This is a genomic window from bacterium (assembly GCA_020444065.1).
Taxonomy (GTDB): Bacteria; Sumerlaeota; Sumerlaeia; order SLMS01; family JAHLLQ01; genus JAHLLQ01.
Genome location: JAHLLQ010000001.1, coordinates 1,098,030 through 1,121,899, shown reverse-complemented (window position 1 = coordinate 1,121,899; position 23,870 = coordinate 1,098,030). Strand labels below are relative to the sequence as shown.

At 60.9% G+C, this 23,870-nt stretch carries 24 protein-coding genes and 1 tRNA gene; 19 read left to right on the top strand and 6 right to left on the bottom strand.

Annotated elements, in window-relative coordinates:
• Positions 1 to 76: 76 nt before the first annotated feature.
• The 10 genes from accB (at position 77) to KQI84_04040 (ending at position 8,055) form a co-directional block, all read left to right on the top strand.
• The gene (accB, locus tag KQI84_04085) at positions 77 to 580 is read left to right on the top strand and encodes an acetyl-CoA carboxylase biotin carboxyl carrier protein (GenBank protein MCB2154039.1); all 504 of its coding nucleotides are present in this window, start codon (positions 77 to 79) and stop codon (positions 578 to 580) included.
• Positions 581 to 622: 42 nt separating this feature from the next.
• Positions 623 to 2,002, top strand: coding sequence for an acetyl-CoA carboxylase biotin carboxylase subunit (accC, locus tag KQI84_04080; protein MCB2154038.1), 1,380 nt, complete (start codon positions 623 to 625; stop codon positions 2,000 to 2,002).
• Between the two features lie 56 nt (positions 2,003 to 2,058).
• Positions 2,059 to 2,490 carry an Asp23/Gls24 family envelope stress response protein gene (locus tag KQI84_04075; GenBank protein ID MCB2154037.1) on the top strand — a complete coding sequence of 144 codons (432 nt, stop codon included), beginning with the start codon at positions 2,059 to 2,061 and terminating at the stop codon, positions 2,488 to 2,490.
• 73 nt (positions 2,491 to 2,563) lie between these two features.
• Complete coding sequence (locus KQI84_04070; GenBank protein MCB2154036.1) at positions 2,564 to 3,337, top strand: hypothetical protein; 774 nt, start codon at positions 2,564 to 2,566, stop codon at positions 3,335 to 3,337.
• The gene (locus KQI84_04065; protein ID MCB2154035.1) at positions 3,334 to 3,819 is read left to right on the top strand and encodes an adenylyltransferase/cytidyltransferase family protein; all 486 of its coding nucleotides are present in this window, start codon (positions 3,334 to 3,336) and stop codon (positions 3,817 to 3,819) included. Before KQI84_04070 ends, KQI84_04065 begins: the two co-directional genes overlap by 4 nt.
• 44 nt (positions 3,820 to 3,863) lie before the next feature.
• Positions 3,864 to 4,082, top strand: coding sequence for a hypothetical protein (locus tag KQI84_04060; protein MCB2154034.1), 219 nt, complete (start codon positions 3,864 to 3,866; stop codon positions 4,080 to 4,082).
• A 5-nt stretch (positions 4,083 to 4,087) separates the two neighbouring features.
• Positions 4,088 to 4,408: an Asp-tRNA(Asn)/Glu-tRNA(Gln) amidotransferase subunit GatC gene (gene gatC / locus KQI84_04055; protein ID MCB2154033.1), complete on the top strand. Its 321-nt coding sequence runs from the start codon at positions 4,088 to 4,090 to the stop codon at positions 4,406 to 4,408.
• Between the two features lie 22 nt (positions 4,409 to 4,430).
• On the top strand, positions 4,431 to 5,903 hold the full coding sequence (gene gatA, locus KQI84_04050) for an Asp-tRNA(Asn)/Glu-tRNA(Gln) amidotransferase subunit GatA (GenBank protein MCB2154032.1): 1,473 nt from the start codon (positions 4,431 to 4,433) through the stop codon (positions 5,901 to 5,903).
• Between the two features lie 76 nt (positions 5,904 to 5,979).
• A complete protein-coding gene (locus tag KQI84_04045) occupies positions 5,980 to 6,801 on the top strand; it encodes a hypothetical protein (GenBank protein ID MCB2154031.1) in 822 nt (273 codons plus the stop codon).
• 96 nt (positions 6,802 to 6,897) lie between these two features.
• Complete coding sequence (locus KQI84_04040) at positions 6,898 to 8,055, top strand: glycosyltransferase family 4 protein (protein MCB2154030.1); 1,158 nt, start codon at positions 6,898 to 6,900, stop codon at positions 8,053 to 8,055.
• 3 nt (positions 8,056 to 8,058) lie between these two features.
• On the opposite strand, the gene KQI84_04035 is transcribed toward KQI84_04040, so the two are convergent.
• Positions 8,059 to 9,291, bottom strand: a complete 1,233-nt coding sequence (locus tag KQI84_04035; protein MCB2154029.1) for a hypothetical protein — start codon at positions 9,289 to 9,291, stop codon at positions 8,059 to 8,061.
• Between the two features lie 44 nt (positions 9,292 to 9,335).
• A complete protein-coding gene (locus KQI84_04030) occupies positions 9,336 to 10,457 on the bottom strand; it encodes an SPFH domain-containing protein (protein MCB2154028.1) in 1,122 nt (373 codons plus the stop codon).
• 248 nt (positions 10,458 to 10,705) lie between these two features.
• Between KQI84_04030 and KQI84_04025 the strand changes: the two genes are divergently transcribed.
• Positions 10,706 to 11,599: a tetratricopeptide repeat protein gene (locus tag KQI84_04025; protein MCB2154027.1), complete on the top strand. Its 894-nt coding sequence runs from the start codon at positions 10,706 to 10,708 to the stop codon at positions 11,597 to 11,599.
• Positions 11,600 to 11,646: 47 nt separating this feature from the next.
• Here the strand turns inward: KQI84_04025 and KQI84_04020 are convergent, their stop codons facing one another.
• Positions 11,647 to 12,228: a winged helix-turn-helix transcriptional regulator gene (locus tag KQI84_04020; protein ID MCB2154026.1), complete on the bottom strand. Its 582-nt coding sequence runs from the start codon at positions 12,226 to 12,228 to the stop codon at positions 11,647 to 11,649.
• A gap of 94 nt (positions 12,229 to 12,322) precedes the next feature.
• Between KQI84_04020 and KQI84_04015 the strand changes: the two genes are divergently transcribed.
• Positions 12,323 to 12,703 carry a VOC family protein gene (locus KQI84_04015; GenBank protein MCB2154025.1) on the top strand — a complete coding sequence of 127 codons (381 nt, stop codon included), beginning with the start codon at positions 12,323 to 12,325 and terminating at the stop codon, positions 12,701 to 12,703.
• 62 nt (positions 12,704 to 12,765) lie between these two features.
• Here the strand turns inward: KQI84_04015 and KQI84_04010 are convergent, their stop codons facing one another.
• Positions 12,766 to 13,152, bottom strand: a complete 387-nt coding sequence (locus tag KQI84_04010) for a hypothetical protein (GenBank protein ID MCB2154024.1) — start codon at positions 13,150 to 13,152, stop codon at positions 12,766 to 12,768.
• A 302-nt stretch (positions 13,153 to 13,454) separates the two neighbouring features.
• On the opposite strand from KQI84_04010, the gene KQI84_04005 reads away from it, so the two are divergent.
• A complete protein-coding gene (locus tag KQI84_04005; protein ID MCB2154023.1) occupies positions 13,455 to 16,898 on the top strand; it encodes an MFS transporter in 3,444 nt (1,147 codons plus the stop codon).
• A gap of 287 nt (positions 16,899 to 17,185) precedes the next feature.
• On the top strand, positions 17,186 to 17,452 hold the full coding sequence (locus KQI84_04000) for a hypothetical protein (GenBank protein MCB2154022.1): 267 nt from the start codon (positions 17,186 to 17,188) through the stop codon (positions 17,450 to 17,452).
• 43 nt (positions 17,453 to 17,495) lie between these two features.
• Here the strand turns inward: KQI84_04000 and KQI84_03995 are convergent.
• Positions 17,496 to 17,570: transfer RNA gene (locus tag KQI84_03995), tRNA-Gln, on the bottom strand.
• Positions 17,571 to 17,820: 250 nt separating this feature from the next.
• On the opposite strand from KQI84_03995, the gene KQI84_03990 reads away from it, so the two are divergent.
• From KQI84_03990 to prfA, 4 genes are all read left to right on the top strand, one after another.
• On the top strand, positions 17,821 to 19,365 hold the full coding sequence (locus KQI84_03990; protein MCB2154021.1) for a sigma-54 dependent transcriptional regulator: 1,545 nt from the start codon (positions 17,821 to 17,823) through the stop codon (positions 19,363 to 19,365).
• 41 nt (positions 19,366 to 19,406) lie between these two features.
• The gene (locus tag KQI84_03985) at positions 19,407 to 19,856 is read left to right on the top strand and encodes a GNAT family N-acetyltransferase (GenBank protein ID MCB2154020.1); all 450 of its coding nucleotides are present in this window, start codon (positions 19,407 to 19,409) and stop codon (positions 19,854 to 19,856) included.
• A 26-nt stretch (positions 19,857 to 19,882) separates the two neighbouring features.
• Complete coding sequence (locus tag KQI84_03980) at positions 19,883 to 20,815, top strand: cation diffusion facilitator family transporter (GenBank protein ID MCB2154019.1); 933 nt, start codon at positions 19,883 to 19,885, stop codon at positions 20,813 to 20,815.
• Positions 20,816 to 20,892: 77 nt separating this feature from the next.
• Complete coding sequence (prfA, locus tag KQI84_03975) at positions 20,893 to 22,002, top strand: peptide chain release factor 1 (protein ID MCB2154018.1); 1,110 nt, start codon at positions 20,893 to 20,895, stop codon at positions 22,000 to 22,002.
• Positions 22,003 to 22,131: 129 nt separating this feature from the next.
• On the opposite strand, the gene KQI84_03970 is transcribed toward prfA, so the two are convergent.
• Positions 22,132 to 23,142, bottom strand: coding sequence for an MBL fold metallo-hydrolase (locus KQI84_03970; GenBank protein MCB2154017.1), 1,011 nt, complete (start codon positions 23,140 to 23,142; stop codon positions 22,132 to 22,134).
• Between the two features lie 231 nt (positions 23,143 to 23,373).
• On the opposite strand from KQI84_03970, the gene sixA reads away from it, so the two are divergent.
• Positions 23,374 to 23,865, top strand: a complete 492-nt coding sequence (sixA, locus tag KQI84_03965; protein ID MCB2154016.1) for a phosphohistidine phosphatase SixA — start codon at positions 23,374 to 23,376, stop codon at positions 23,863 to 23,865.
• Positions 23,866 to 23,870 lie beyond the last annotated feature (5 nt).

The window sequence follows — 23,870 nt, the reverse complement described above, 5'->3', positions numbered from 1 at the left end:
CGCCGTGTTTCAATGACCTATTCCGATAACTAAGGGCTATCCCATGGCGACTCGTTTCAAGTCTAATCCCGAAAATATGCCTCAACCCACGCACGATCAGATCAAGGAACTCATCTCCCTGGTGGGAGAGAAGGGCATCGAGGAACTGGAGTTAGAGAACGGCGAGTTCCACCTGAAGATCGTCGGGCGCAAAGCGCCCGCCCAGATCATTGCGGCCCCGGCCGCTCCGGCCATCGCTGGCGTTTCCGCGCAAGAACTCGGCGGCGCCACGCCGCTTCCCGTCCCCGCTTCCGCGGCAGCTCCCGCCGCGGCCGAGCCTCCCAAGGATGAGGACGCTAATCTGAAGAAGATCACCGCTCCGATGGTCGGGACCTTCTACCGGGCTCCGTCGCCCGAATCGCTCCCGTTCATCGAGGTTGGCGATCGAGTCGACGAGGACACGGTCATGTGTATCATCGAGGCGATGAAGCTCATGAACGAGATCAAGGCGGAGGTGCGCGGCGTTGTGCGCAAGGTGCTGGTCGAGAATGGCCAGCCCATCGAGTACGGCCAGCCCATGTTCGCGATCGAGCCCAGCTAATAGGCCGCGCAGACGACTGAATCCGAAAGATTTGGAGTCTTCATGTTCAAGAAAATCCTCATCGCCAACCGCGGAGAGATCGCCGTACGGATCATCCGTGCCTGCCGCGAGTTGGGCATTCGATGTGTGGCTGTGTATAGCGAGGCCGACCGGAATAGCCTCCACGTCCACATGGCCGACGAAGCGCTCTGCATCGGGCCGCCTCCGGGGGCCGAGAGCTATTTGAACGTCGCTCGCATCATCAGCGCGGCCGAAGTCACCGACGCCGACGCGATCCACCCGGGTTATGGCTTCCTGGCGGAAAACGCGGACTTTGCGGAAATCTGCGACGAGTGCAACATCGCGTTCATCGGCCCATCACCGGATTCGATCCGCCGCATGGGCGATAAGAGCGTGGCCAAGGCCACGGCCAAGGCCGCTGGCTGTCCGACGGTTCCAGGAAGTGACGGCGAAATCGACGACGTCGATGATGCGAAGAAGCTGGCAGACAAGATCGGCTATCCAGTGATGGTGAAGGCCTCTGCCGGCGGTGGCGGGCGCGGCATGCGTCTCGTCAAGAACGCAGAAGGTTTCGTCAACGCCTTCAACACAGCCCGGGCCGAGGCCGGCGGCGCATTTGGCAATCCGAATGTCTACATCGAGAAGTGCATCCTCGAACCGAAGCATGTCGAAGTTCAAATCATCGGCGATGCGCACGGAAACGTGATTCACCTGGGCGAGCGCGATTGCTCGGTCCAGCGTCGTCACCAGAAGCTGATCGAAGAAGCGCCTTGCCCGGTGATCGACGAGAAATTGCGCGCAAAGATGGGCGAAGCGGCCGTTGCTTGCGCGAAGGCCGTGGACTACTGCGGCGCAGGCACCGTCGAGTTCCTGCTCGATAAGGACCGCAAGCACTTCTACTTCATGGAAATGAACACGCGCGTCCAGGTCGAGCATCCGATCACCGAAATGGTGACCGATGTGGACATCATCAAGGAGCAGATTTCCGTCGCGGCGGGGGAGAAGCTCTCGCTCAAGCAGTCGGACATTCAGCTTCATGGGCACTCCATCGAGTGCCGCATCAACGCCGAGGATCCGGTGAAGAATTTCATGCCGTGTCCGGGCAGACTGGACGACTACGTTCCGCCCGGAGGTCCTGGCGTGCGCGTGGATAGCGCCTGCTACCCGCAGTGTGTGATTCCGCCCTACTACGATTCGATGGTGGCGAAGCTGATCGTCCACGACAAGACACGCGAGCAAGCCATAGCGCGCATGCGGCGTGCCTTGGACGAGTTCGTCGTTGAAGGCATCAAAACAACGATTCCGTTCCACATTGCCGTGTTGAATTCGCCGGAATTTGGCGAAGGCAATTTCGGAACGGACTTCCTGGAGAAGTGGCAACCGCCCGAAACGCTGAAGGAGCCACGTCGGCCCATTCGCTGAGGCCAAGAGAAATCCGAAACCTGATATCCATACGACTTCATTGAGGCAGAGGAACGATGACAGAGACCAAGCAGAACGAAAGCTACGCGGAAGAACTCGAAGGCCCGTTTGTGACGGACCAGGATGGACACATCGAGATCAGTAACGACGTGATCGCCCGCATCGCCGGCATCGCGACCACCGAGGTGGACGACGTCTCGCTGGAGAGCAAGTCCGCCCTCGCAAAGGTTCTCACCGGCCGCAAGGAGCCCGTTCAGGGCATCCTGATCGAGCGCGACCCGGAGAACAACAGCGTCGTGATCACCTGCTCGGTGCGCATGGCGTACGGCAAGGACATGTATGAGCTGGCAGTTCGCCTGCGCCATCACATCAAGGACACCGTCGAGAAGATGACTCGCGCGATCGTGAGTCGCGTCGATATCAAGATCGTCGGCATCATCCTCTCCGAGCCGCACCGCCGCGAAGTCGAGGAAGAAGAAGAAGAGTAAGTTGGCCTCGACTGCGCTGCGCGGGAACGCCGGTCCGTTCGCGGATCCAGTCTGCCCATAGGATGGAGCCATCGTGAGGAAATTCACCGTACGAATTCTGATGATCCTGTGCCTGCTCACGCTCTTCGTGATCGGAGTGGATTGGCTCATGCAGACCAGCTTCCGGAATTGGATTCCCGGCGGGCCGGAACAATGGCCCGGTTTGGCTTATGTCCCGGAACCGCTGCACACCGGGATGGGAGTGGCCTCCATACTACTGCCGATCCTTGCTGGCGCGGCCTTCACCCTGCTCGGCCGCGGCGATCATATCGAAGCGCGCAGCGGAGACGGCGACCTGATCCGGCTGACCCCCGCCGCGATTGAGCGCGTCGTCCGTCGCGACGTGATGTCGAAGGTCGAAGCCGTGACAAAGACCGGCGTCCGTGCCTGCCAGGGCCGCCGCCGCACTGCTTCTGTCACGGTCAATGTGGCTGTTTCGGACCGCTCGCCGGTTCCGGCCGTTGAGCGCGAAGTGCGAAGCGTGACCGCTGAATCTCTTGAGCAGCTTCTCGGAACTTCCACCACATCCACCATCCGCGTCATCGTCTTCGATGTTCAGAGCGGCAGGGTTCGGAAGAAGAAGCCGAAGGAAGCCAAGCCCGAGAAACCGGCCAAGCCCGCCAAGCCAGTGGAGCCAAAGAAAGAGAAGAAGGCATCCGTCGCACCCGCGCTGAAGCCGCCCTCGACAAGCAAGCCGGCCGACAAACCCATCGACAAGCCGGCGGACAAGCTGGTCGAAAAGGCCGACGAGGCGCCCCTGGACAAGAAGCTGGACTCACTCTTTGACGAGCCGGAAAAGAAAGAATGACTGAAGACAAGATCCTGAAGGACTACGAGGCGGCATCTGCCTGGGCTGAGGAGCAGCGCCGTGCCGGCCGAAAGGTTGTGTTCACCAACGGTGTTTTCGATCTTCTGCATGCCGGGCACGTCGATTCGCTGCGACGCGCCGCGGACGAAGGCGATGCGTTGATCGTCGCCCTGAACGACGATGAGTCGGTCCGCCGCCTGAAGGGCGAAGGCCGTCCGATTCTGCCCCTGGACCAGCGCCAACGCGTCATCGCCGGCCTGGAATCCGTGCGGGCAGTTGTGGCGTTTCACGAGGATACACCCGCCAAAATCATCGAGGCCGTCGCCCCCGACGTCCTCGTCAAGGGCGGTCATTACAGCGTGCCTGAAATCGTCGGACACGAATTTGTGCTTGAACGCGGGGGCCGCGTGCTTTCCCTTCCTCTCCTGCCGGGCAGTTCGACATCCGGCCTGATCGAGGAAATCAAGAAGCGCTTCGCCTGAATCGGCGACTCGGCGCTCGAACCACACACTGAAGAGAGAAGAAGATGGCTACAACGAACGACCAGGAAATCGCATTCCCCGAGATCCAGAATAACGCTCAGGTTCACCATCCCAAGTTCGGTATTGGCAAGGTTCTGCTGCGTACGGGCATGGACGAGCGCAGCAAGGCGATCGTCAAATTCAAGGAAGAGGGCGAGAAGAAGCTGGCACTCAAGTTTGCCGGCTTGACCGTCGACAAGCCCGACGAGGAAGAAGAGGAGTAATCCGGATGGCCGGAGACGATCTCCAGAAAGTCGACAAAGTTGAACGAATCGATCGGGACCGCGTGCGACACGTGGCCCTGCTCTCGCGTCTGGAGCTCAGCGACGACGAGGTCGAGCGCTACTCTCGCGAACTGACCGAGATCGTCGGCCATTTGAATCTCCTGGCGGAACTGGACCTCGACGGCGTCGAGCCAACCAGTCACGCCATCCCCACGAGGAACGTCTTCCGCACCGATGTGCCGAGCAAGAGTCTGGCGCCCGGCCAGGCGCTCGCGAACGCCCCGGAGCAGGAAGACGACTGCTTCAAAGTCCCGCAGATTATCTGACTTCAGTCGATTGGAATCCGCGATGCCCTTGATGACGGTTCACGAAATCGCCCGCCAGTTGAGCGGTGGGGAAGTCTCTTCCCGCGAGGTCGTCACACGCTATCTCGGCCAGATCGAGAATGTGAATGACACGGTCAACGCCGTCGTCGATTTGATGCGGGATGAAGCGCTCGCCGCCGCCGACGAGTCGGATGCGCGCCGCAAGGCCGGAAACGCCCTCGGGCCGCTGGATGGCGTACCGGTTCTGCTGAAGGATAACATGTGCAAGAGCGGCACGCTGACAACGTGCGCCAGCAAGATCCTGTCGAACTTCCGCGCTCCGTACGATTCGACCGTCGCTCAGAAACTGGAAGCGGCCGGCGCGATCATCCTCGGCAAGGCCAACATGGACGAGTTCGCCATGGGCAGCTCGAATGAGCAGTCCGCGCACGGTGCCGCTCGCAACCCGTGGAACCCCGCCTTCGTGCCGGGTGGCTCCTCCGGCGGATCGGCTGCGGCGGTTGCTGCAGGAATGGCGCCTGCGGCGCTCGGAAGCGACACCGGCGGTTCGATTCGGCAGCCCGCCGGATTTTGCGGTGTCGTCGGGCTGAAGCCGACATACGGCCGTGTGTCGCGCTACGGACTCGTGGCGTTCGCCTCGTCGCTTGACCAGATCGGCCCATTGACGGTGGATGTCGAAGACGCGGCTTTGATGCTGGGCGCGATCGCAGGACACGATCCGAGGGACAGTACGAGCTCTGAGCTTGGTACGGACGATTACTACGGACAGTTGAAGAGCGGCTCCCTCAAGGGCCTGCGCGTCGGTCGGCCGAAGGAATTCTTCGAGGTCGAAGGCCTGGATGCCGAGGTCGCTGCGGCTTGCCGCAATGCTCTCACCGAGCTTGAGAACGCCGGCGCCCAGATTGTCGACGTCTCCATGCCGCACGCCGCGAAGTTCGCCGTGTCGACGTACTACGTGATCGCGACGGCCGAGGCCAGCTCCAACCTCGCGCGCTACGACGGAGCCCACTACGGCTTCCGCGCCGAAGGAACCAAGGACATCGTCGAGATGTTCTCCAAGACGCGTGCCGCCGGGTTTGGCGATGAAGTGAAACGCCGCATCATGCTTGGGACTTTCGTCCTCTCGGCCGAGACCTTCGACGCCTACTACCTGCGAGCCCAGAAGGTTCGCACGCTGATCCAGCAGGACTACACTGCTGCGCTTGAGAAGGTCGACGTGATTGCAGCGCCAACCGCTCCCACGGCTGCGTTCCGAATCGGCGACAAGATCGGCGACCCGATGCAGATGTACCTGTCCGACATCTTCACGCTGTCCCTGAACCTCGCCGGCTACTGCGGACTCTCCATGCCGGTAGGATTCACGGACGTGGGAATGCCCGTCGGAATGCAGCTCTTCAGCGGCCCCTTCGCCGAGGCGAAGCTGCTTCAGTCAGCCTGGCAGCTCGAGCAGGCGCTGGCCGTCGTCAATTCCCGGACAGCTACGCTGGCGGGCTGACGGGGAGGCGCCGGGCGCGGCGCGTAGGGCTGAAATCAAAAGAGATAACCCTCGACTCTGAAACTCGATTTTCTCCATGGCTGTCCACTTCTACATCGACCTCAATTGCCAGGCCCGCGAGGACCTTGGCGCCGAACCTCTGCTTGGTATGCTGCGTGATCGAACGCTCGCAGCCACCGTTCGCCAAGGTTATCGCGACAAGTTCGGCGACAAAATGCCCGAGTCTGAGATGAAGTTCCGTCGGCGCGAAGTCCACGAAGATGGCTCCGAGGTCGAGAACGAGTTCAATGTCGCCGATGTCCGCGAGCGCACCAGCGAGTTGGATCGACTCGCAACGATCTGCCAGGGCTGTCCCGCGGCCATCACCGGCGATCCCTACAGTTGCATTCAGTCCATCCCGCTTCCGATCAGCGAGGCAGGCGAGGAGTGGCTTCTGAGTCGGATTGGCCCGCCGGATTCTTTGACCGGCCAGTTCTTCCGCCGGGCCGTCGAGCAGATGAGTTATGGCGATTGTGATCGCCTGCGCGACTGGCGTGGCGCCGGTTTCCTGAAGGGCAAGAAGCCCGCTGAGCGCACTGACGAGGGAGACGAGCGGCCGTTGACCAGCAATCAGGTTCTTCACCCGATGCTGATGGTCGGCGACCTGGGGCCGAGCCATTGCCTTTCGCTGTTGCTCTTCACACGAGCGCTCACGACGGACCAGGGAGCGGATACCGACGAAGTCCTCCAGATCATCGAGCAAGTCCAGTTGACCCAGTCCGCTGAGGAAGTACCGGCGCTGCGCTGCAATCTGCAGCCGGAACCTGCGGACGACCCATCGGTTCATGCCTTCAAGTTGTTCTTGAATGCGGCCTATCGAGCACTCTCGCTTGAGGTCTCACTGGCAATTCGCATGTAAAGAGTGGTCCGAAATGCGTCACTTGGCCAATTTCCTCTTGGCTTCGGCGCCCGGCCCTCTTGCTATATGGGGCCATTCCAGCCCGGGGATCGATTTATGGCGGAGAGGTTGAGAATCCTGCACTTGACGGCATCGCATCGGTGGACCGGTGCCGCCGAACCTGCCGCGCGCCAGGCCGCCGCTGAAACACAGGCGGGACACGACGTGCTCTACGCAATGACGACCGGCAGCAGCTTCGAGCGCCGCGCGCGCGAAGCCGGCGTCGAAGTCACTGGCGCCGTACCCTTCGAGCGCTCCTACTGGCCGCACCGCAAACTGAGGGATCTCCGCCTTCTGAAAGAACTCATCGCCGACTACAAGCCTGATGTCGTCCACTCTCACCTGACGCACGATCACATTCTAGCCGGCGTCGCCATCGGGCCGACCGGACCCGGCAAGCCGATCCTCGTCCGCACATTCCATCGCGAATCGCCTCCGCGCCAGGATGCCTTCACGAAGTCACTGGTTGAAAAACGGACTGCCGGTATCGTGACGATTTCCACGCAGCAGGAAGACGCGCTGTCGCAGGCTTTCGGTCTTTCCAACGAGCGCATGCTGCGCATCGGCGGCCAGGTCGATCTCGATGTCTTCCAGCCCGGCGAACGCCCGGTCGACATGCGCAAGGAATGGGGCATCGAACCCGATGCTCCTGTGATCGGCCTGATCAGCCGACTTCGTCGCACACGCGGGATCGACTGGATGCTGGATGCCGCGGAGATCGCCTTGAAGCAGAACCCAGAGGCGCGCCTCGTGATCTGCGGCCGCGGTAGCTATAAGGACAAGATGCTCGAACGCCTCGAGCAGCTTTCCGTCAAGAACCAGATCATCTATGCCGGCTACGTCTCCGGCGACGAACTGATTGGGGCTTACCACGCGTTCGACGTCGCGCTGATGTTGATCCCTGGCAACGACGGTTCCTGTCGCAGCGCCCTCGAAGCGATGGCCTGCGGGCGTCCCGTCATCGGTGGCGACATCGGTGCGATTCACGATTTGCTGGACGAGGGCGACTTCGGTTGGCTCGTTCCCACAAACGACGCGTCCGCACTGGCCGACGCGATGGTTAAGGCAACTGCCGATCCCGCCGCCTGTCGAGCGCGTGGAGACGCAGCCCGGCAGCATATCGAGCGCGAACACTCACCAACTGCCGTCGCGCGTCATGTGTTGGATTTCTACGGACGACTGATTGAAGCCCGTGACGGTGTCGCGGCGCGCTGACCTTTACTGCATATTCTGAGCGAAGTAGAATCCGAGCGGTATCAGTACCGCCAGGATCGCTATGACCAGTAGCGTGATCTTCACGATGCTCCATGGACGTTCGCCCTGGACCTCGCCTGTTCGCGCGTTGATCAGCACGCGGAAGACCTTCTTGTGGAATTGATAGGCGGACAACCAGACCGGTAGCAGCAGCAGTTTGAACGTGATTCCCGTGCACTGGGTCGAGACGCTGTGCACGCGTTGCACATCGCCGCCGATACGCCGCTTCACGAGTCGCAGGATTTCCTCGTCCATGATCTTGCGAGCCGTGGCGAATCCCTCCGTCGCGTCCACCTGATAGCGCTCCGCACGGAAGCCCGACAGGTATGCCGGTTCGTACGAGACGCTGTTCTTCAGGTCCCAGGGCTCGAGATCTTCGACAAGTCCGCCAGGCAAGCTGCGTGACCCGCACACCAGGACATCGTCGAAGAAATGGTTTACATTTCCGCTGGCGGGATACCAGCGCGTCTTGCGCACTCGCCGACGGTTCTTGCCGCTGCCGACCGTGACCCAATAATGCTCGCCGCGCTGGCCAGTGTAGAACGTGAACGTCATCGAGTCGTACGTCCAGTAGGGAACGTAGAGCCCGCTTAGCTTGCCCAGTTTCGCGATCTTCTTGAACTCATTCGGGGCGAGCCATCGACTGCGCACCCATTCGCCAAAACGCGTGCGCGCTGAATCGTCATCGACCGCAAATGGCAACACACCGCCCGGCCGCATCATCGGCTGTGGGGCTTCGATGGGGTTGTCGAGCACCGACCCACAGAACGGGCAAAGATCGGCCGAGACGTTTGCCGGCAGTTCCACGATGGCACCGCATCCGCCACAGCGCGTTTCCGCCTCGGCGCCGGCCAAAACCTCGGCTGTTGTCATGCCCTTCTCCCAATGCTCGGCGAAGGGTAGTTCCTGCACGTCCTCGGCCGACTGAGGGATTTCCTCGACGTAGCCGCAGTACTCGCACTTAAGCGACTGCACGCCCGGACTGTAGTTCAGCTCCGCCCCGCAGTTGCGGCATGGAAACTTCTTTCCCGGGCCCGGCTCCGGCTTCTCTTCCAGTTCCGGCACCGGCGGGGGAGGAGCGGAAGGCTTCAGGCGCTTGCCCGAAGGTTTCCACTCACCTGCGCCGGGAGGCCGCACTCGTTGCGTTGCGGCTCCCGGATCGACTTCGTGAACCGCCGGTCGGGAATCATTACCCATGAAACAACATTCCTTTTGCTTGTCTGGCTGGTTCCTTTGTCAGGTCACTGCGGCGGCAACGGAGGCGGTACGCTTCCGAACAACTGGGAAACTTCCGGAACCTGGCCGGCAGGCGTCCAATTCGCCATGCCTTGTTTCCAGACCAGCGTCTCGCGCGTCAGCGTCCCCGCCTGTATCAGTTGTTGAATCGCCCCCGCATCGTACGGTCCCTGCTGCTGGCCGTTGATGCCGACAAAGAACTGCACCGCCGTCGGGAGAGGAGGCGGTCCTCCCGGAGTCGCCCCGGGGGCCGCGGGCTGCTGTCCCGGCCCCATGACGTTCATCATCTGCTGGGCCATGGCCATTCCGGCCCCGAGTCCCATCCCCATGCCGGCACCGCCGCTGCCGGGATTCTGCGCGGCATCGCGCATCGCCTCCGCCGCCTGGAACTTCGTGTACTGGTCCAGGTTGCCGATGATTCCCATCGACGTGCGCTTGTCGAGCGCCTCCTCGACGTTCGGAGGCAGCGAAATGTTCTCGATCAGGAAGATCGGCACCGAGATGCCCATCTCTTCGAAATCGGGGCGGATGCGTTCGCAGACGAACTTGCTCAGCTCGTCAAGGTTCGCAGCCATGTCCAGGACCGGAATGCCGGAACTGGCCAGTGCATCGGAGAATCGCGTCACGATCAGGCTGCGCAATTGCGAGGAAATCTCGAACGTCTCGAATGCCGGATCAGTTGCCACAAGCTGGCGCAGGAAGGCCGCCGGATCGGTAACCTGAATCGCGTAGTTGCCGAAGGCCCGTACGCGCACCGCACCGAACTCGCGATCTCGCAGCATAATCGGATTCGGCGTTCCCCACTTCTGGTCAGTGAATCGGCGTGTAGCGACGAAGTAGGCGTCTGCCTTGAACGGCGACTCGAACCCGTACTTCCAGCCCATGATTTTGCTCAGGATGGGCAGGTTCTTCGTCTCGAGGGTGAAGATGCCCGGGTTGAAGATGTCGCCGAGCTGGCCCATATTGACGAAGATCGCCGACTGGCCTTCGCGGACGATCAGCTTTGCGCCATTCTTGATCTCATTGTCGCGGCGCGGAAAGCGCCACGCCATCAGGTCGCTCTCCGAGGGCTGGTTCCATTCAATAATGTCGATGAGTTCACCGCGCAATTTATCCCACAAGCCCATGGTCAGGTTCTCCATCCGTCGAAATGGCATTCGTTTCCACAATTTGTACGGGAGCCGGCCGCGGGTATTCAAGCGAGGACTTGAAGAGCCAGAGAACCTGATCGACGCCCCGTTTTGGCTTGCTCCGGCTCGGAGGGAATGCCTAGGCTTCCGCGCTCGCTCAAGCCGGGACGACTCTCGGCCTCGGGGCGGTGCGCGCCGATGTCCTTTGTGGACAAACCTAAACCTTTGAAATTGAAAGACTTTCGATGGCTAAGATCAAGATCTCCAAAGAAGAACTCCAGCACGATGAAATCATGGAGACCAGTGAGAAGACGATTCGCTGGATCAAAGAGAATCTGACCGCCGTGCTGATTGGAATCGCCGTCTTCGTGGTGGCTTATTCCGCGATTACCTACTACAAGTCCAGCAAGCAGAACACCCTGGTCGCTGCGAACGACGCACTCACGGCGGCGATGGATAATTACCAGAAGGCCGTTTACGGTACTGAGTGGGCTTCTGCCGAACGGACGCAGCAGTTGACCGCGGTTGCTGAGAAGGCCCAGGAAGTTGAGGATCAGTACTCGGGCACCCCGATCGCCCGCCAGGCTCTCTTCCTGCAGGGCAACGCCTACTACCAGGCGGGCGACGACATCGCCGTCTCCGTGTCCTCCGGCGAGGCCGAGAACACTCAGAAGGCAATCGAGATCTTCACGCGCTACGCCGCGGAGGCAGACAATGCCTTCGACCGTGCCAAAGGTAATCTCGCGCTGGGTTACGCAAACGAAAACGCGTTCTTCCTGACAAACCAGGATTCCTTCTACAACAACGCACAGGCTGCCTACGACCAGGTCGTTGCCGACGAGGACGCGGGTTTCATGCGCTACGAGGCCATGCTCGCCAAAGGCCGCCTGTATGAGTTCCAGGGACAGGATCAGAAGGCCATTGAGCTTTATCGCGAAATTATGGAGGCCCGCTACGAGCCGCTTCCTTCGCCCGATGAGACAGAGAATCCGAACCGCAAAGCTCTCCTGCAGTTGCGCGGCCAGTTGAATACGTTCTCGCTCGCCGGAACCGCGCGCGTTCGCCTCCAGGCCCTGGGCGTAGACGTCGCCGACGAGTATCCGACCTTCGAGAAAGCCACGGACGATTCCGAGTCCTGACCGGGAATTCCGAGTTCACGTTTTCCATCGCCCTGGCTGCCTTGCAGTCAGGGCGTTTCGCGTTCACCCGCCCGTACGAGAGTCTCAAGTAAGTCCGCCAGGCGCTGGACTCGCAATGCTGGTTCATAGATTGGCGTCGGCGGATAGGAGTCCTCGATTCTCCGATCGATCAACCTGGCCTTCTGCAGCGTCTTCAATGCAGCGGCGATGGCGCGCGGTGTGGCTTCGGGCATGGCCTCGCGGATTTCGTTGAATCGGCACCGGCCCCGCGCCACAGCCAGAAGCGCTGGCAGAGACCACTTGCGCAGGCACGGTTCCTCAGCCTGCAACTCCTTCAGTTCTTCGACGACCTCTGCTGCAGCCGGAGCGATCCGTTCCCCCAAGGGCGTGAGGATGTATTCGGGTCTCAACGCAATGCCGTAGCCCGGGTTCTTCATCACAACGCCTTCCTCGATGAGGCCCGCCAACGTTCGACTCAGCGAATCGCGGCTAAGGCCGATGGCGTGCAGCATCACGACGAATCGTGCGCCGCCGTGACGGTGCAGTTCCGCCAGGGCCGGCAGGCTCCAGCGATGGTGAACAAGGCGGCTGAGAAGGGTGAGATCCATGTGGCTGTCGCGTCGCTCCATCTGGGTGTATTCTTAGGCCTTGACTTGGAACAGAAGCAAGTATATTTCCAGGACCAAGGTCGAAAAGACCCCAATCCCTCCCAGGAGCTACAACATGGCGAACTCCCTGAATGCGAACGGCACCGTTACACTGGTCTTCGGTGTCTCCAATCTGCAGAAGAGCCTGAAGTGGTACGGGGATGTCCTCAGCTTTCCCGTCGACTTTCAGGTGGAGGAGATGGGGTGGGCGGAGGTGAAGACATGCGTGCCGGGCGTGACGATCGGCCTGTCCCAAGTGGAGCACCCCCAGGTGCGCGGCGGGTGCACGCCGGTGTTCGGCGTGGGGGACATCGATCACGAACGCGGCAAACTGGAGGCGTTGAATGTGAAATTCGACGGCCCCACGATTACGATTCCGGACATGGTCAAGCTGGCGACGTTCTACGATGAGGATGGCAACAAGCTGATGCTGGTTCAGAGTCTCGCACAGACTTGACGATATGAAATCGCCCCCGGCGGGGTGCCAGGGGCGGGGAAGCGATGCTCTGTCGGGGGTTGTCAGCGGGTCTCGGAATAAGAAGAGCCGGCGGAGAGACGTTCCGCCGGCTGCTTGTATGATTGACGTTCGAGAGCCAGTGTCAGTTCGCGAATACGGGCATCGCGCTGGGCAAGCGCTACGCTCATTTCCTCCAGGCGATTCTCGAACTCTTCTTCGGGGACGGTCGGATCGATGGCCTGTGTGAGCGAGGCAGACTCGCGCCGTTTGCACTGGCGCAGGGCCGCCATGGCAACTCCGAAGATCGATTTCAATTCCTCGTCGCCGGCCATGGACCACATCCCGACGTAGGGTGCCATCGTCGGTGTACGGGCCATTGCCAGGAACTCGTGCTCCACCTCGTTCCACTCCTGCTCCGTCAGTACTTCCGCTTGCGCAGTCGTCTTCATGGGCTTGCCTCCCGCACGTTGGAGTCGAATTCTCATACCGCTACGTCAACGAGCGATGGTGCCCCAAGCGCTCGTGCCATCTCAACCCTGAAATGTTTCCGAGAGTTGTCCTGGCGCAAAAAAACTGTGTCACAAAGTAAACGTTCGTTGACAAATACTGTCCGCGAGGCCAGCAATCAATCTCAGAACATCGAGTGGCGCCGTATGCCCCGAATCCGCCGCTCGCGGTCCAAATCCGCTCGACACAAGCACAGAAGAGTCGATTCTAAACTGCAATGCCATCCTGAAGAAGGCTTTCCGAGATGACCGAACCAGAAGCCACCTCGATCCACCGACCACCGAACGAACCGGCCGAGCCCGATTTGCTCTCCTTCCGCGCATTAGCGGCGGTGGTTTTCCAGGGGGCGTTCAGTTCGACCTTCTTCCGTTTCTTCCTGTGGTTCGCGGCGGGGGCGGAGATTGGGCGGGCCGGCAGCGGCAGCTTCAGCCTCGCCCTGGCGGTGGGATTGCCATGGCTGGTTTTCTCCATCCTCGCGGGCCAGTGGGCGGACCGTGTCTCGAAGCGTCGCGTGATCATCGCGACCAAGCTCCTGGAAGTCGTCGCTGGGTTGGCAGGCGCCTTCCTCTTTCTGGCCGGCCAGACGTGGCTTGCGCTTGGGGTCCTGGGCCTGCTCGCCGCCGTGGGGACTCTATCGGATCCCGCGAAGTACGGCCTACTACCGGAGTTGCTTCCGGCTCGCCGGCTCTCCTGGGCGAATGGCTGGGTGGACTCACTGTGGTTTCTTGCCGGAGCCTTCGGCGTCATTGTTGGCGAACTTGCTTCGAGTCGCTTTGCCGACCAGCTTTGGATTCCAACATTCGCCCTTGCCGTCCTGGCGGGAGTTGGCCTTCTCATCAGTCTGGGAATCGATAAGCTGCCGCCGGCAGCACCGGACGAGGCGCCATCCTTCTTCCCAATGGCGCGCCTGCGTCGGCACATCGACGAGATTCGAACAACACCCGGCTTGTTCTGGTCCATCGGCGGAATTGCCGTCTGGTGGGCGGTGACAGCGATCGCGTTGCAGGCAGCCGTTCAGTATGGCAGCCAGAGTGTCTCCACGTTTGACGCGGTTCGTGTCCTGCTTGCCGTCGCGACGGGCCTGGCGCTCGGATGCTACGTGACGGGGCGAATCTCTCGCCAGAAGATCGAGGTCGGCGTCGTTCCACTCGGCGGATTCGGGATGGCGATTTCGGCGCTGGCAGTCTTCTTCCTGCCGCATTACGAGTTCTGGTTCGTCGTCAGTGCGGCATCCTATGGGTTCTTCTCGGCCTCCTTTGCGATTCCCTTGAAGGCTTTCATCCAGCACGCCGCCCGGCCGGATTCGCGTGCCGGAATTATTGGCTTCATGAACGCCATCGCCACCTTGGCGGTTGGGGCGGGTCTGTTGCTGTACGTTCTTCTGACAAAGACATTCGATTTCTCGGCTTATCACATCTACTTGTCGCTCGGGATCTTCGAGCTGGTTTTGTCCGGGATCGTAATCGCCGTGATTCCCGGCGCCGGCCTGCGCTTCATTCTGTTTGTCTTCGCCAATACGATCTATAAGACGCGTGTCGTCGGTCGGGAGAACATCCCGGAGAAAGGCGGCGCCCTCTTCGTCTGTAATCACATGAGCTTTGCCGATGCGCTGCTGATCATATCAGCGATGGATCGGCCGATCCGCATGTTGCTCTTCGAGGAAATCTACCACCATCCCCTCGTGAAGCCGTTCGCGAAGCTCTCTCGCTCGATCCCCGTTTCCGATCGCATGGGGCCGCGGGAACTCCTGACGGCTTTCCATACCGCTTCCGAAGCCATCAACGACGGCGATCTCGTCGGGATTTTTGCCGAAGGCCAGATCACGCGCACGGGACAGTTGCTGCCGTTCCGGCGCGGCCTCGAGCGTATCATGAAGGACGTCGACGCGCCGATCATCCCAATGCATCTAGATCGAGTGTGGGGGAGTCTCCTCAGTTTCAGCAACCAGCGCTGGCTGCTGAAATTGCCGAAGCGCATTCCCTGGCCGGTGACGATCAGTTACGGTGAGCCGATGCCAGCCACCGCGACGTCGACGGAAGTTCGCCAGGCGGTGCTCGATCTCGCATCCGATGCTTGGCAGCACCGAAAAGAGGACGCACCGATGCTGCATCGAGACGCGTTTGTCTCTGGCCGGCGGCATCCGTTCTCGAAATGGATGGCGGACATCAATGCGCCAAATGGGATTCCCCGCTGGAAGTTCCTGACCGGCGTCGTGGCGCTCGCGCATGTTCTGCGCAGCGAGTGGCAGGGGCAGAAGATGGTTGGCATTTGTCTGCCGCCCTCAATCGCCGGCGCGATGGTGAACGTCGCGGCGCTCCTGATGGGCAAAGTGCCCGTGAATATGAACTACACCGCCTCTGCGGAGATCCTCAAGAACATCGCGGAACAGTGCGAACTGGAGACGGTGATCACATCGCGCGCGTTCCTTCAGAAGCTCCCGTTGGAACTGCCCGGGCGCATCATACATGCGGAAGACCTGCGCAAGCGCATCAATGGCAGCGCCCGTCTTCGCGCGATGATGGAGGCGATGTTCCTTCCGATCGTACGGCTCGAACGAAACCTTGGGGCGCCGAGCCATCGCTCCGTCGACGATATGGCTGGCATCATCTTCTCCAGCGGCAGCACCGGCAACCCGAAGGGCGTGATGCTGTCGCACTGGAACATCTACTCCAACATCGAGGCCATCGGCCAGCTCTTCTCGTTGACGAAGAAGGACGCGATTCTCGGCATTCTGCCGTTCTTCCATTCGTTTGGATTTACGGCGACGTTGTTCATGCCGCTCTGCCTGGGAATCGGCGTCGCGTATCATCCGAACCCGTTGGACGCGAAGAGCATCGGAGAGATTGTGGAACGACACGCCGTCACGTTCATGGTCGCCACGCCAACGTTCCTGCAAAGCTACACGCGGCGCATTCAACCCTCTCAGTTCGGTTCGCTTCAAGTTGTCGTGACCGGCGCAGAGAAACTCCGCGAAGGCGTGGCGAAGGCGTTCCAAGAACGCTTTGGCATCCGACCCTACGAAGGCTACGGCTGCACCGAATGCTCGCCCGTTGTTGCCGTTAACACCAACGACTTCCGCGCGCCGGGCATGTACCAGTTGGGCTTCAAACCTGGCAAGATCGGCCATCCGTTGCCCGGCGTCAGCCTCCGGATCGTCGATCCGGCATCTCACATGGAACTCCCCCTGGGCGAGGAAGGGCTGATGCTCGTGAAGGGTCCCAACGTCATGATGGGGTACTTGAACCAGCCAGAAAAGACCGCCGAAGTGATTCACGACGGTTGGTATGTGACCGGAGACATGGCGAAGATCGACGAGGACGGGTTTGTCGAGATTACCGATCGCCTCTCCCGGTTCAGCAAGCTGGCCGGCGAGATGGTTCCGCACGGGCGCGTTGAGGAAGCACTGCACGAAGTGCTGGACTTGAGCGAAATGCGCTTCGCCGTCACCGGCATACCGGACGAGAAAAAGGGCGAGAAGCTGGTCGTTCTCCACACCATGACCGACGAGGAAGCGAAGGAGGCCGTGGACAAACTCTCCAAGAGCGGTGCACTGCCAAACCTCTACATCCCTCGCCTGGCGGATTTCCATCGCATCGAAGAGATTCCTGTCCTCGGAACCGGCAAGATGGACTTGCGGAAGATCAAGTCGATTGCGCTGGAGAAGTCCGGTGTGGGCGGGCAGTCTTAGGCATCTTGCCTCCGTCTACTCGCAAGGAAGCCTTCGCTCCCTTCGGGGACGCCGTTCCCGAAGAGTCGCCCCCGAATTGAGAATGTGGGAATCTGTCTGTTGGGTCCTCCGAAGGAGGGCTAGTTGAATGGCCCCGGGCGACCATCGGGAGCCCGGGGACTTGGAACGAGCGTGTTGCGGTCCCCGGAGGGGGCCAAGGCCCCCCATTGATTCGCATTGCCGCATCGACAGCCTTTGTGCAACCATTGAGAAACTGGAATCTATTGGGATGTACGGAGGACACGATCATGTCGGCAAACGCAATGCGGCAGGTGTGGGACGACGAGGCTTTCGATACGCCGGAAAAGGTGCTCGTGGCGCTGGCGTTTGCTGTCGTATCGACGGATGAAAGTTTCGGCTATGAGTTCGAAATCCCGCTGGCCGAAGCGGCCAGTCGGGCGCGGATCGAGGAGGACAAAGTTCTGCGTATCGTGCAGTCGCTGCAGCTCTCCCATCGCCTTGAAGACGTCTCCAGCCGCGGCGGCGTGATCAGCGGCGTGATTCCCCGGAAATAGGAAAAGACCCGAACGCGGCGGCATCCGGGCCCTCGAAATCTACTGGCTGGGGAGGCAGGGGTCGAACCTGCGACATTCGGCTCCAAAGGCCGACGTTCTACCACTGAACTACTCCCCAGCATCTCGGGCGTGCCCAAGGTGGCGGAAGGGTGGCCTCGAAAACGGGGCCTTGTCAACGGTGAACCTGACGACAAAATCTGCCTGATTCCGGCGCCATTTCCCTCAAAAAACGTTGTGCCCTCGGCGGTTCTGTGGCTGTTTTCAGCCACCTGGAGGGGACGTATCGCTGACGCTTGTCCGTCGGACGGATTCGCGGGCTCTCCACTCGACATTCGCCGAAGAGGTATAAGCGCAATAACGCCAAAGCTATGATTAAGCTGCTGATTGCCGAAGATGAAGAGAGAATGCGCCGGCTGCTGGGCATGTTGTTGGGCGGCGACAAGTTCGATCTTCAACTCGCCGCCGACGGCGAAGAAGCCCTGCAGAAATTCGAGGAAACCAGTCCGGATCTCGTGATTACGGACCTTCGCATGCCGAAGATGTCCGGCACGGATCTGATCAAGGCGATCCGCGAACGTCAGCCCGACGTTCCGGTAATCGTGATTACTGCCTTCGGCAGCATCGAATCTGCCGTCGAAGCGATGCAGGCCGGTGCGACGGATTACATTACCAAGCCATTCGAGGAAGCTCGCATTCGCCTGGCGATCGAGCACGCGTTGGCTGCTCGCGAACTGATGATGGAGAACCGCGTTCTTCGCAGCGAACTGCGCAGCCGGTACGCCTTCGACAATATCATCGCCGAAGATCGCAAGACACTTCAGGTCCTCGATCTCGCCCGTCAGGTCGCGGCGGCCTCGACGACCGTGATGATCTACGGCGAATCCGGCGCCGGTAAGGAAATGGTCACGCGCGCGATTCACGAATCTTCACCACGCAGTCGAGGACCGTTCATCGCACTGAACTGCGCCGCGATTCCGGACACTTTGCTTGAGAGCGAACTGTTCGGCCACGAGAAGGGGTCCTTCACGGGGGCAACCGAGGCCAAGAAGGGGCGCTTCGAGATGGCCCACGGCGGCACGTTGTTCCTGGATGAGATCGGCGAGATGGCGGCGGCGCTGCAGGCAAAGGTTCTGCGCGCGCTGGAGACGCAGGAGTTCGAGCGCGTCGGCGGCACGCGGACGATCAAGGCGGACATTCGCTTCATCGCGGCGACGAACAAGAACCTGAAGCAGCGCGTCGCGAAGGGGGAGTTCCGCGACGATCTCTTCTACCGCCTCAACGTCTTCCCCATCGTGATTCCCGCGCTGCGCGAACGCCCCGATGACATCATTCCGCTGACGGAGCACTTCCTGGCGCGGTTCGCCCGCGAGATGGGCAAGAAGCCCCCGCGTATCACGCCTGAAGCCGAAGAGGTCCTGCTCGGGCATCAGTGGATGGGCAACGTGCGCGAACTGCAGAACGTCATCGAGCGCGCGATGATCCTGCTGGCCGGCGAAGAACTGACCATCGATTTGCTGCATATCGATGCGCTTGAGGGCCTCGAATCCATGGATCGCGCGACCGCCGAGTACCAACGTGTGGGCCCATCGCTCGGGCCGCGCCGAGGCGCCACGCCGGTTCCTCTGCGTCGCACGGATGACGAGGAGAGTGACGAGGACGATTCGGGCGAAGAGGGAGGCGAGAGCATCGCATCCCGGCTCGGACGCTCGCGCTGGCATCCGTTCCGAATCCCCGAAATCGGCTTCAGTCTCGAAACGCACGAAAAAGAACTCATCGAGCAGGCGCTTGAGCGGACGCGCTACAACAAGACCGCCGCGGCCAAGCTCCTGGGCCTGACGCGCGCCACGCTACGCTATCGCCTGGAGAAGTACGACATCGGCAAGGCTCCAGACAGCACCGACGAGGAAGACTGAACACCAAGAATAACAAGGAAAAAGTTCGGAGCATTAGCAGAATGCATTACACGGTTCGCCCAATTGAGTGGGACTCGGCGGATGGCGAGGAGGCGCGGCGAATTCGCCTGACCGTTTTCGTCGACGAGCAGAAGGTGCCGATCGAGGAAGAGATCGACGCGATCGATCCGACGGCGCACCACGTCCTGGCCGTCGATGAATCGGGGCACGCCTGTGGGACCGGGCGGATCTTCCCGGACCCGAAGGAACCCTCCCACGCGCACATCGGACGGGTGGCCGTTTCGGCTTCCGCGCGAGGTACCGGCTGTGGGATGGCCGTACTCAACTCCTTGATTGAGGAAGCACGCCGCGCAGGGTACAAGAGAGCCGTGCTCTCGTCCCAAACACACGCGATGGGATTCTACGAGCGCGCCGGATTCCGGGCCTATGGGGACGTTTACATGGACGCCGGGATTCCGCACCGAGACATGGATCTGGATCTGACCAAGTGAAAGAACGAGACCCGCGCAAACTCGCCATGATGGCCAGCCTCGGAGTCGCTGTCCTGATGCTGGCGGGCAAAGTGGGTGCCTATCTCCTGACGAACAGTACCGCGATCCTCTCCGATGCTGCGGAGTCGGTGATTCACATCGTGGCGACGGGCGTCGTGGGTTACTGCCTGTGGTATTCGGCGCGCCCTGCGGACCAGGATCATCCCTACGGTCACGGCAAAATCGCCTACTTCTCTGCCGGCTTCGAGGGCGCCATGATCTTCATGGCCGCGCTGGCGATTCTCTTCACGGCCATCAAGGCGATCATTGTCGGGCCGGAACTTCACTCGCTGGACTGGGGCCTTGCAATTATCGCGGCGCTGGCGCTGGTGAATCTGATCCTGGGTCTTTCGCTGGTCCACTACGGCAAGAAGACCCATTCGATGGTCCTCGTCGCGAACGGCAGGCACGTTCTCACCGACGTTTGGACCAGCGCCGCCGTCGTGGTCGGTGTGGCTCTTGTCTACTTCACCGAGATTGCAATCCTGGATCCAATCGTGGCGATTCTGGCAGCCCTCCACATTCTAGGCAGCGGTCTTTCAATGGCCCGGGATGCCTACCACGGCCTGATGGAGAAAGCGAGCCCGGAGGATTCGGATCGCCTCATTCACTGTCTTCGCAAGGCGGTCGACGAGAAACTGATCTCCGGCTTCCATGCTGTTCGGCATCGTCGTGTGAACGACGCGCTCTGGGTTGAGGTCCACTTTCTTCTGCCGGGGAACCTCTCGATGATGCAGGCCCATGCGCAGGCATCGAAGGTTGAGGACGCAATCCATCACGCCTATGAAGGCGAGCAGGTATACGTGACCGCGCACCTGGAGCCGGACGACCATACGGCGGCTCACCCAACGGGCGAGATCGCTCCGCCGGACGCGCTCGAGGCGTATGCTTCCGTCCACGAGTTGTCGGATGGGATTTGACCTCCAACGGCTCTTTCACCCACATTCACCCGTCGCTTGCTGAATACTCTTTGGCCCCTGGCCTCTTGGAAACACCCATGGAATCAACCCGCGGAAAGAAAAAGACCGTACGCTCGACGCGCGAGCGCCTTCAGGATCTCGAACATCGCCACAAGGCGATCGAGGGCGAACTGAGCGACCCGGCCGTCGCCGGCGATCCGCGCCGCCTGGCGGAACTTGGGCGCGAGCACAGCGACCTGACGGAGACGATCGCTGTGGCGCGGCAATTGGTGTCCTCCGAGCAGCGGCTGGCAGAGGCGGAGGAGTTGCTGCGAACGGAATCCGACGGCGAACTCAGGGAGTTGGCAGAAGCGGACGCGGAAGAGGCCGGCGAGTTGGTCGAGAAGTTGACCGAGGAACTGCAGCTTCGCCTGATGCCGAAGGATCCGCTGGATGACCGCGACCTGCTGCTGGAAATCCGCGCAGGCACCGGCGGCGATGAGGCCGGGCTCTTCGCGGGCGATCTGCTGCGGATGTACTCACGATATGCGGAGACCCAGGGATGGAAGGTGGAACTGGTCTCGCAGACCGAGAGCGACCTCGGCGGCTTCCGCGAAGTCATCGTCGGCATTCGGGGCGATCGGGTCTACAGCCACTTGAAGTACGAAGGTGGCGTTCATCGCGTGCAGCGCGTTCCCGTCACTGAAACTCAAGGGCGCATTCACACGTCCGCCGCGACGGTGGCGGTCTTGCCCGAAGCGGAAGAGACCGACATCGAAGTCAAAGACTCCGACCTTCGCATCGATACCATGTGCGCCAGCGGCCCCGGCGGCCAGGGCGTGAATACGACGTACAGCGCCGTGCGCGTCGTGCACTTGCCGACCGGCATGATCATCTCCTGCCAGGACGAGCGCAGCCAGCGGAAGAACCTCGCCAAGGCGATGCAGGTCCTGCGTTCCCGGCTTCTCGAACAGAAGATGCGCGAAGACATGGCCGCGCGCAGCGCCTCGCGCAAACAGATGGTCGGCAGCGGCGACCGAAGCGAGCGCATCCGCACCTACAATTTCCCCCAGAACCGCGTGACCGACCACCGCATCAATCTCACACTGTATTGCCTCGATCGCGTCATGGAAGGCGATCTGGAGGAGTTGGTCGGTTCCTTGCGCAAAGCTGAGATGCAAGAGCTGATGGAGGAGATGGGGCAGTAAATCGAAGCGCTGGCGGCGATCACACGAGGTGACTTGAGCATCCTTGCTCAAGCCCAGTGATGAGGGGCTCTTCGTCTTTGGACGCGCCGGCGTCTGGGTTCGCTCTTGGGCAGAGATGCCCAAGCCACCTCATTGTTCCCGCTGCGGCACTGAACGTCCCTCGCCGGGGTCCAGCATCCAGAATTCCTCTTCGCTGACGTCGAGTTCCTTGCGTGCTTTCCTGAGATCCCTCGGCGCGTCATCCTGTCCATCATCGGCCAGTTCAAACGTACCGTAGTGCACGGCGAGGCTCGTTCCGGCTTCGAGAAGCTGGTGCGCCTCGACGGCCTCTCGCGGTGTCATGTGCATCGGACCCATGAACCAGATGGGCTTGTATGCTCCGATTGGGAGCATCGCAACGCGCGGAGCGCCGAAGCGCTCTTTGACCTGTTCGAAGTGCGGGCCCGTTCCCGTGTCGCCGGCGTAGTAAGCGACGCCCGCCGGACCTTTGACGACATAGCCGCCCCAGAGCGTCTTGCGACGATCACGCGTTCCTCGCCCGGACCAGTGCTGCGCCGGGACAAAAGTCAGTTCCACATTGTCCGCCAACTTTACGTCATCCCACCAGTCCATTGCCTTGCAGTTTGTCAGTCCCTGGCGTCGCAGATAGAGATCGTTCCCGAGAGGAACATAGATCGTGGGATCATGCGTTTTGGCCAGTCGCTTCAGCGTAGTCAGGTCGAGGTGATCGTAGTGGTTGTGGCTGATCACGATGGCATCGATTGGGGGAAGGTCTTCGAAACGAATCCCCGGCGGGTGGACGCGCTTCGGGCCAATCCAGGTGAAGGGGCTTGCGCGCTCGGACCAGATCGGATCGGTCAGGATGTTCAGTCCATCCATCTGCAGCAGCACCGTGGCGTGATTGACAAACGTGACGCGCATCTCGCCATCACCAACGCGCTCTGGAGGAGCCGGTCCGGGATCGGCGGGTTTGAAGTCGCGCCACTCACCCGGATCGGCGGTGAAACGCCACTTCAGGAACGTTGCAAACCGATTCTTGTTTGCGATTGGGACCTGGTTCGAGAAGCGTTCGCCATCGAAGTGATCCGATTCAGGCCCTTCATACCCCGGTGCAGATAGCACAACAGCCCCCATGAACATTGGAATCAGGATCCCCGTCACTCCCACGCCGAGCAGGAACCAAAGCGCGCGACGTACGCCTTTTCGCTTGAATGTTCGGCGGATAAGTCCAGCTTCTGTAGACATTCATTGCCCGTTTCGTGGCGGATTCCCCAACGGCCCTCTGTGAATGCCAAATGAGTGCCATTCGGGCCGGGGAGAACTTTCGACTTCGGCGGGAAGATTGCTAGCTAGTCACTCAGGAGAATCGAGATGCTACTTGTTCTGATGCGCCACGGCATAGCGGAGGATGGCTCGCCGGACGAAGCTCGCCGCCTAACGGGCGATGGCCGAGAGAAAACCGTACGCGTGGCAAAGGGTCTCGAAAGGTTCGGCGTTCGTCCCGATCTTGTAATTACCAGCCACCGCATTAGGGCGCAGGAGACGGCCCAGATCGTCATCGAGACGCTGGGGCTGAAGACGAAGTGGGTTCGCTCCGACGGCGTGGATTTCTACGTGCCCTGGGAACAATTCGCGTCGGATGTGAATCGGCGCATCAAGTCCTCTGGGGCAGAGACCGTCCTTGTGGCGGGGCACATGCCGCAGGTCAGCATGCTGGCATCGATGTGCCTGACCGGCCAGGAGGATGACTTCCGCTTTCGCAAATCCGCCGCGATGGGCATCGAGTTTGATCGTCGCATTGAATCCGGGACGGGCAATCTCCTGTTCTATCTGACGCACTCCGTCGCAAAGACTCTCCAGTAAAGGTT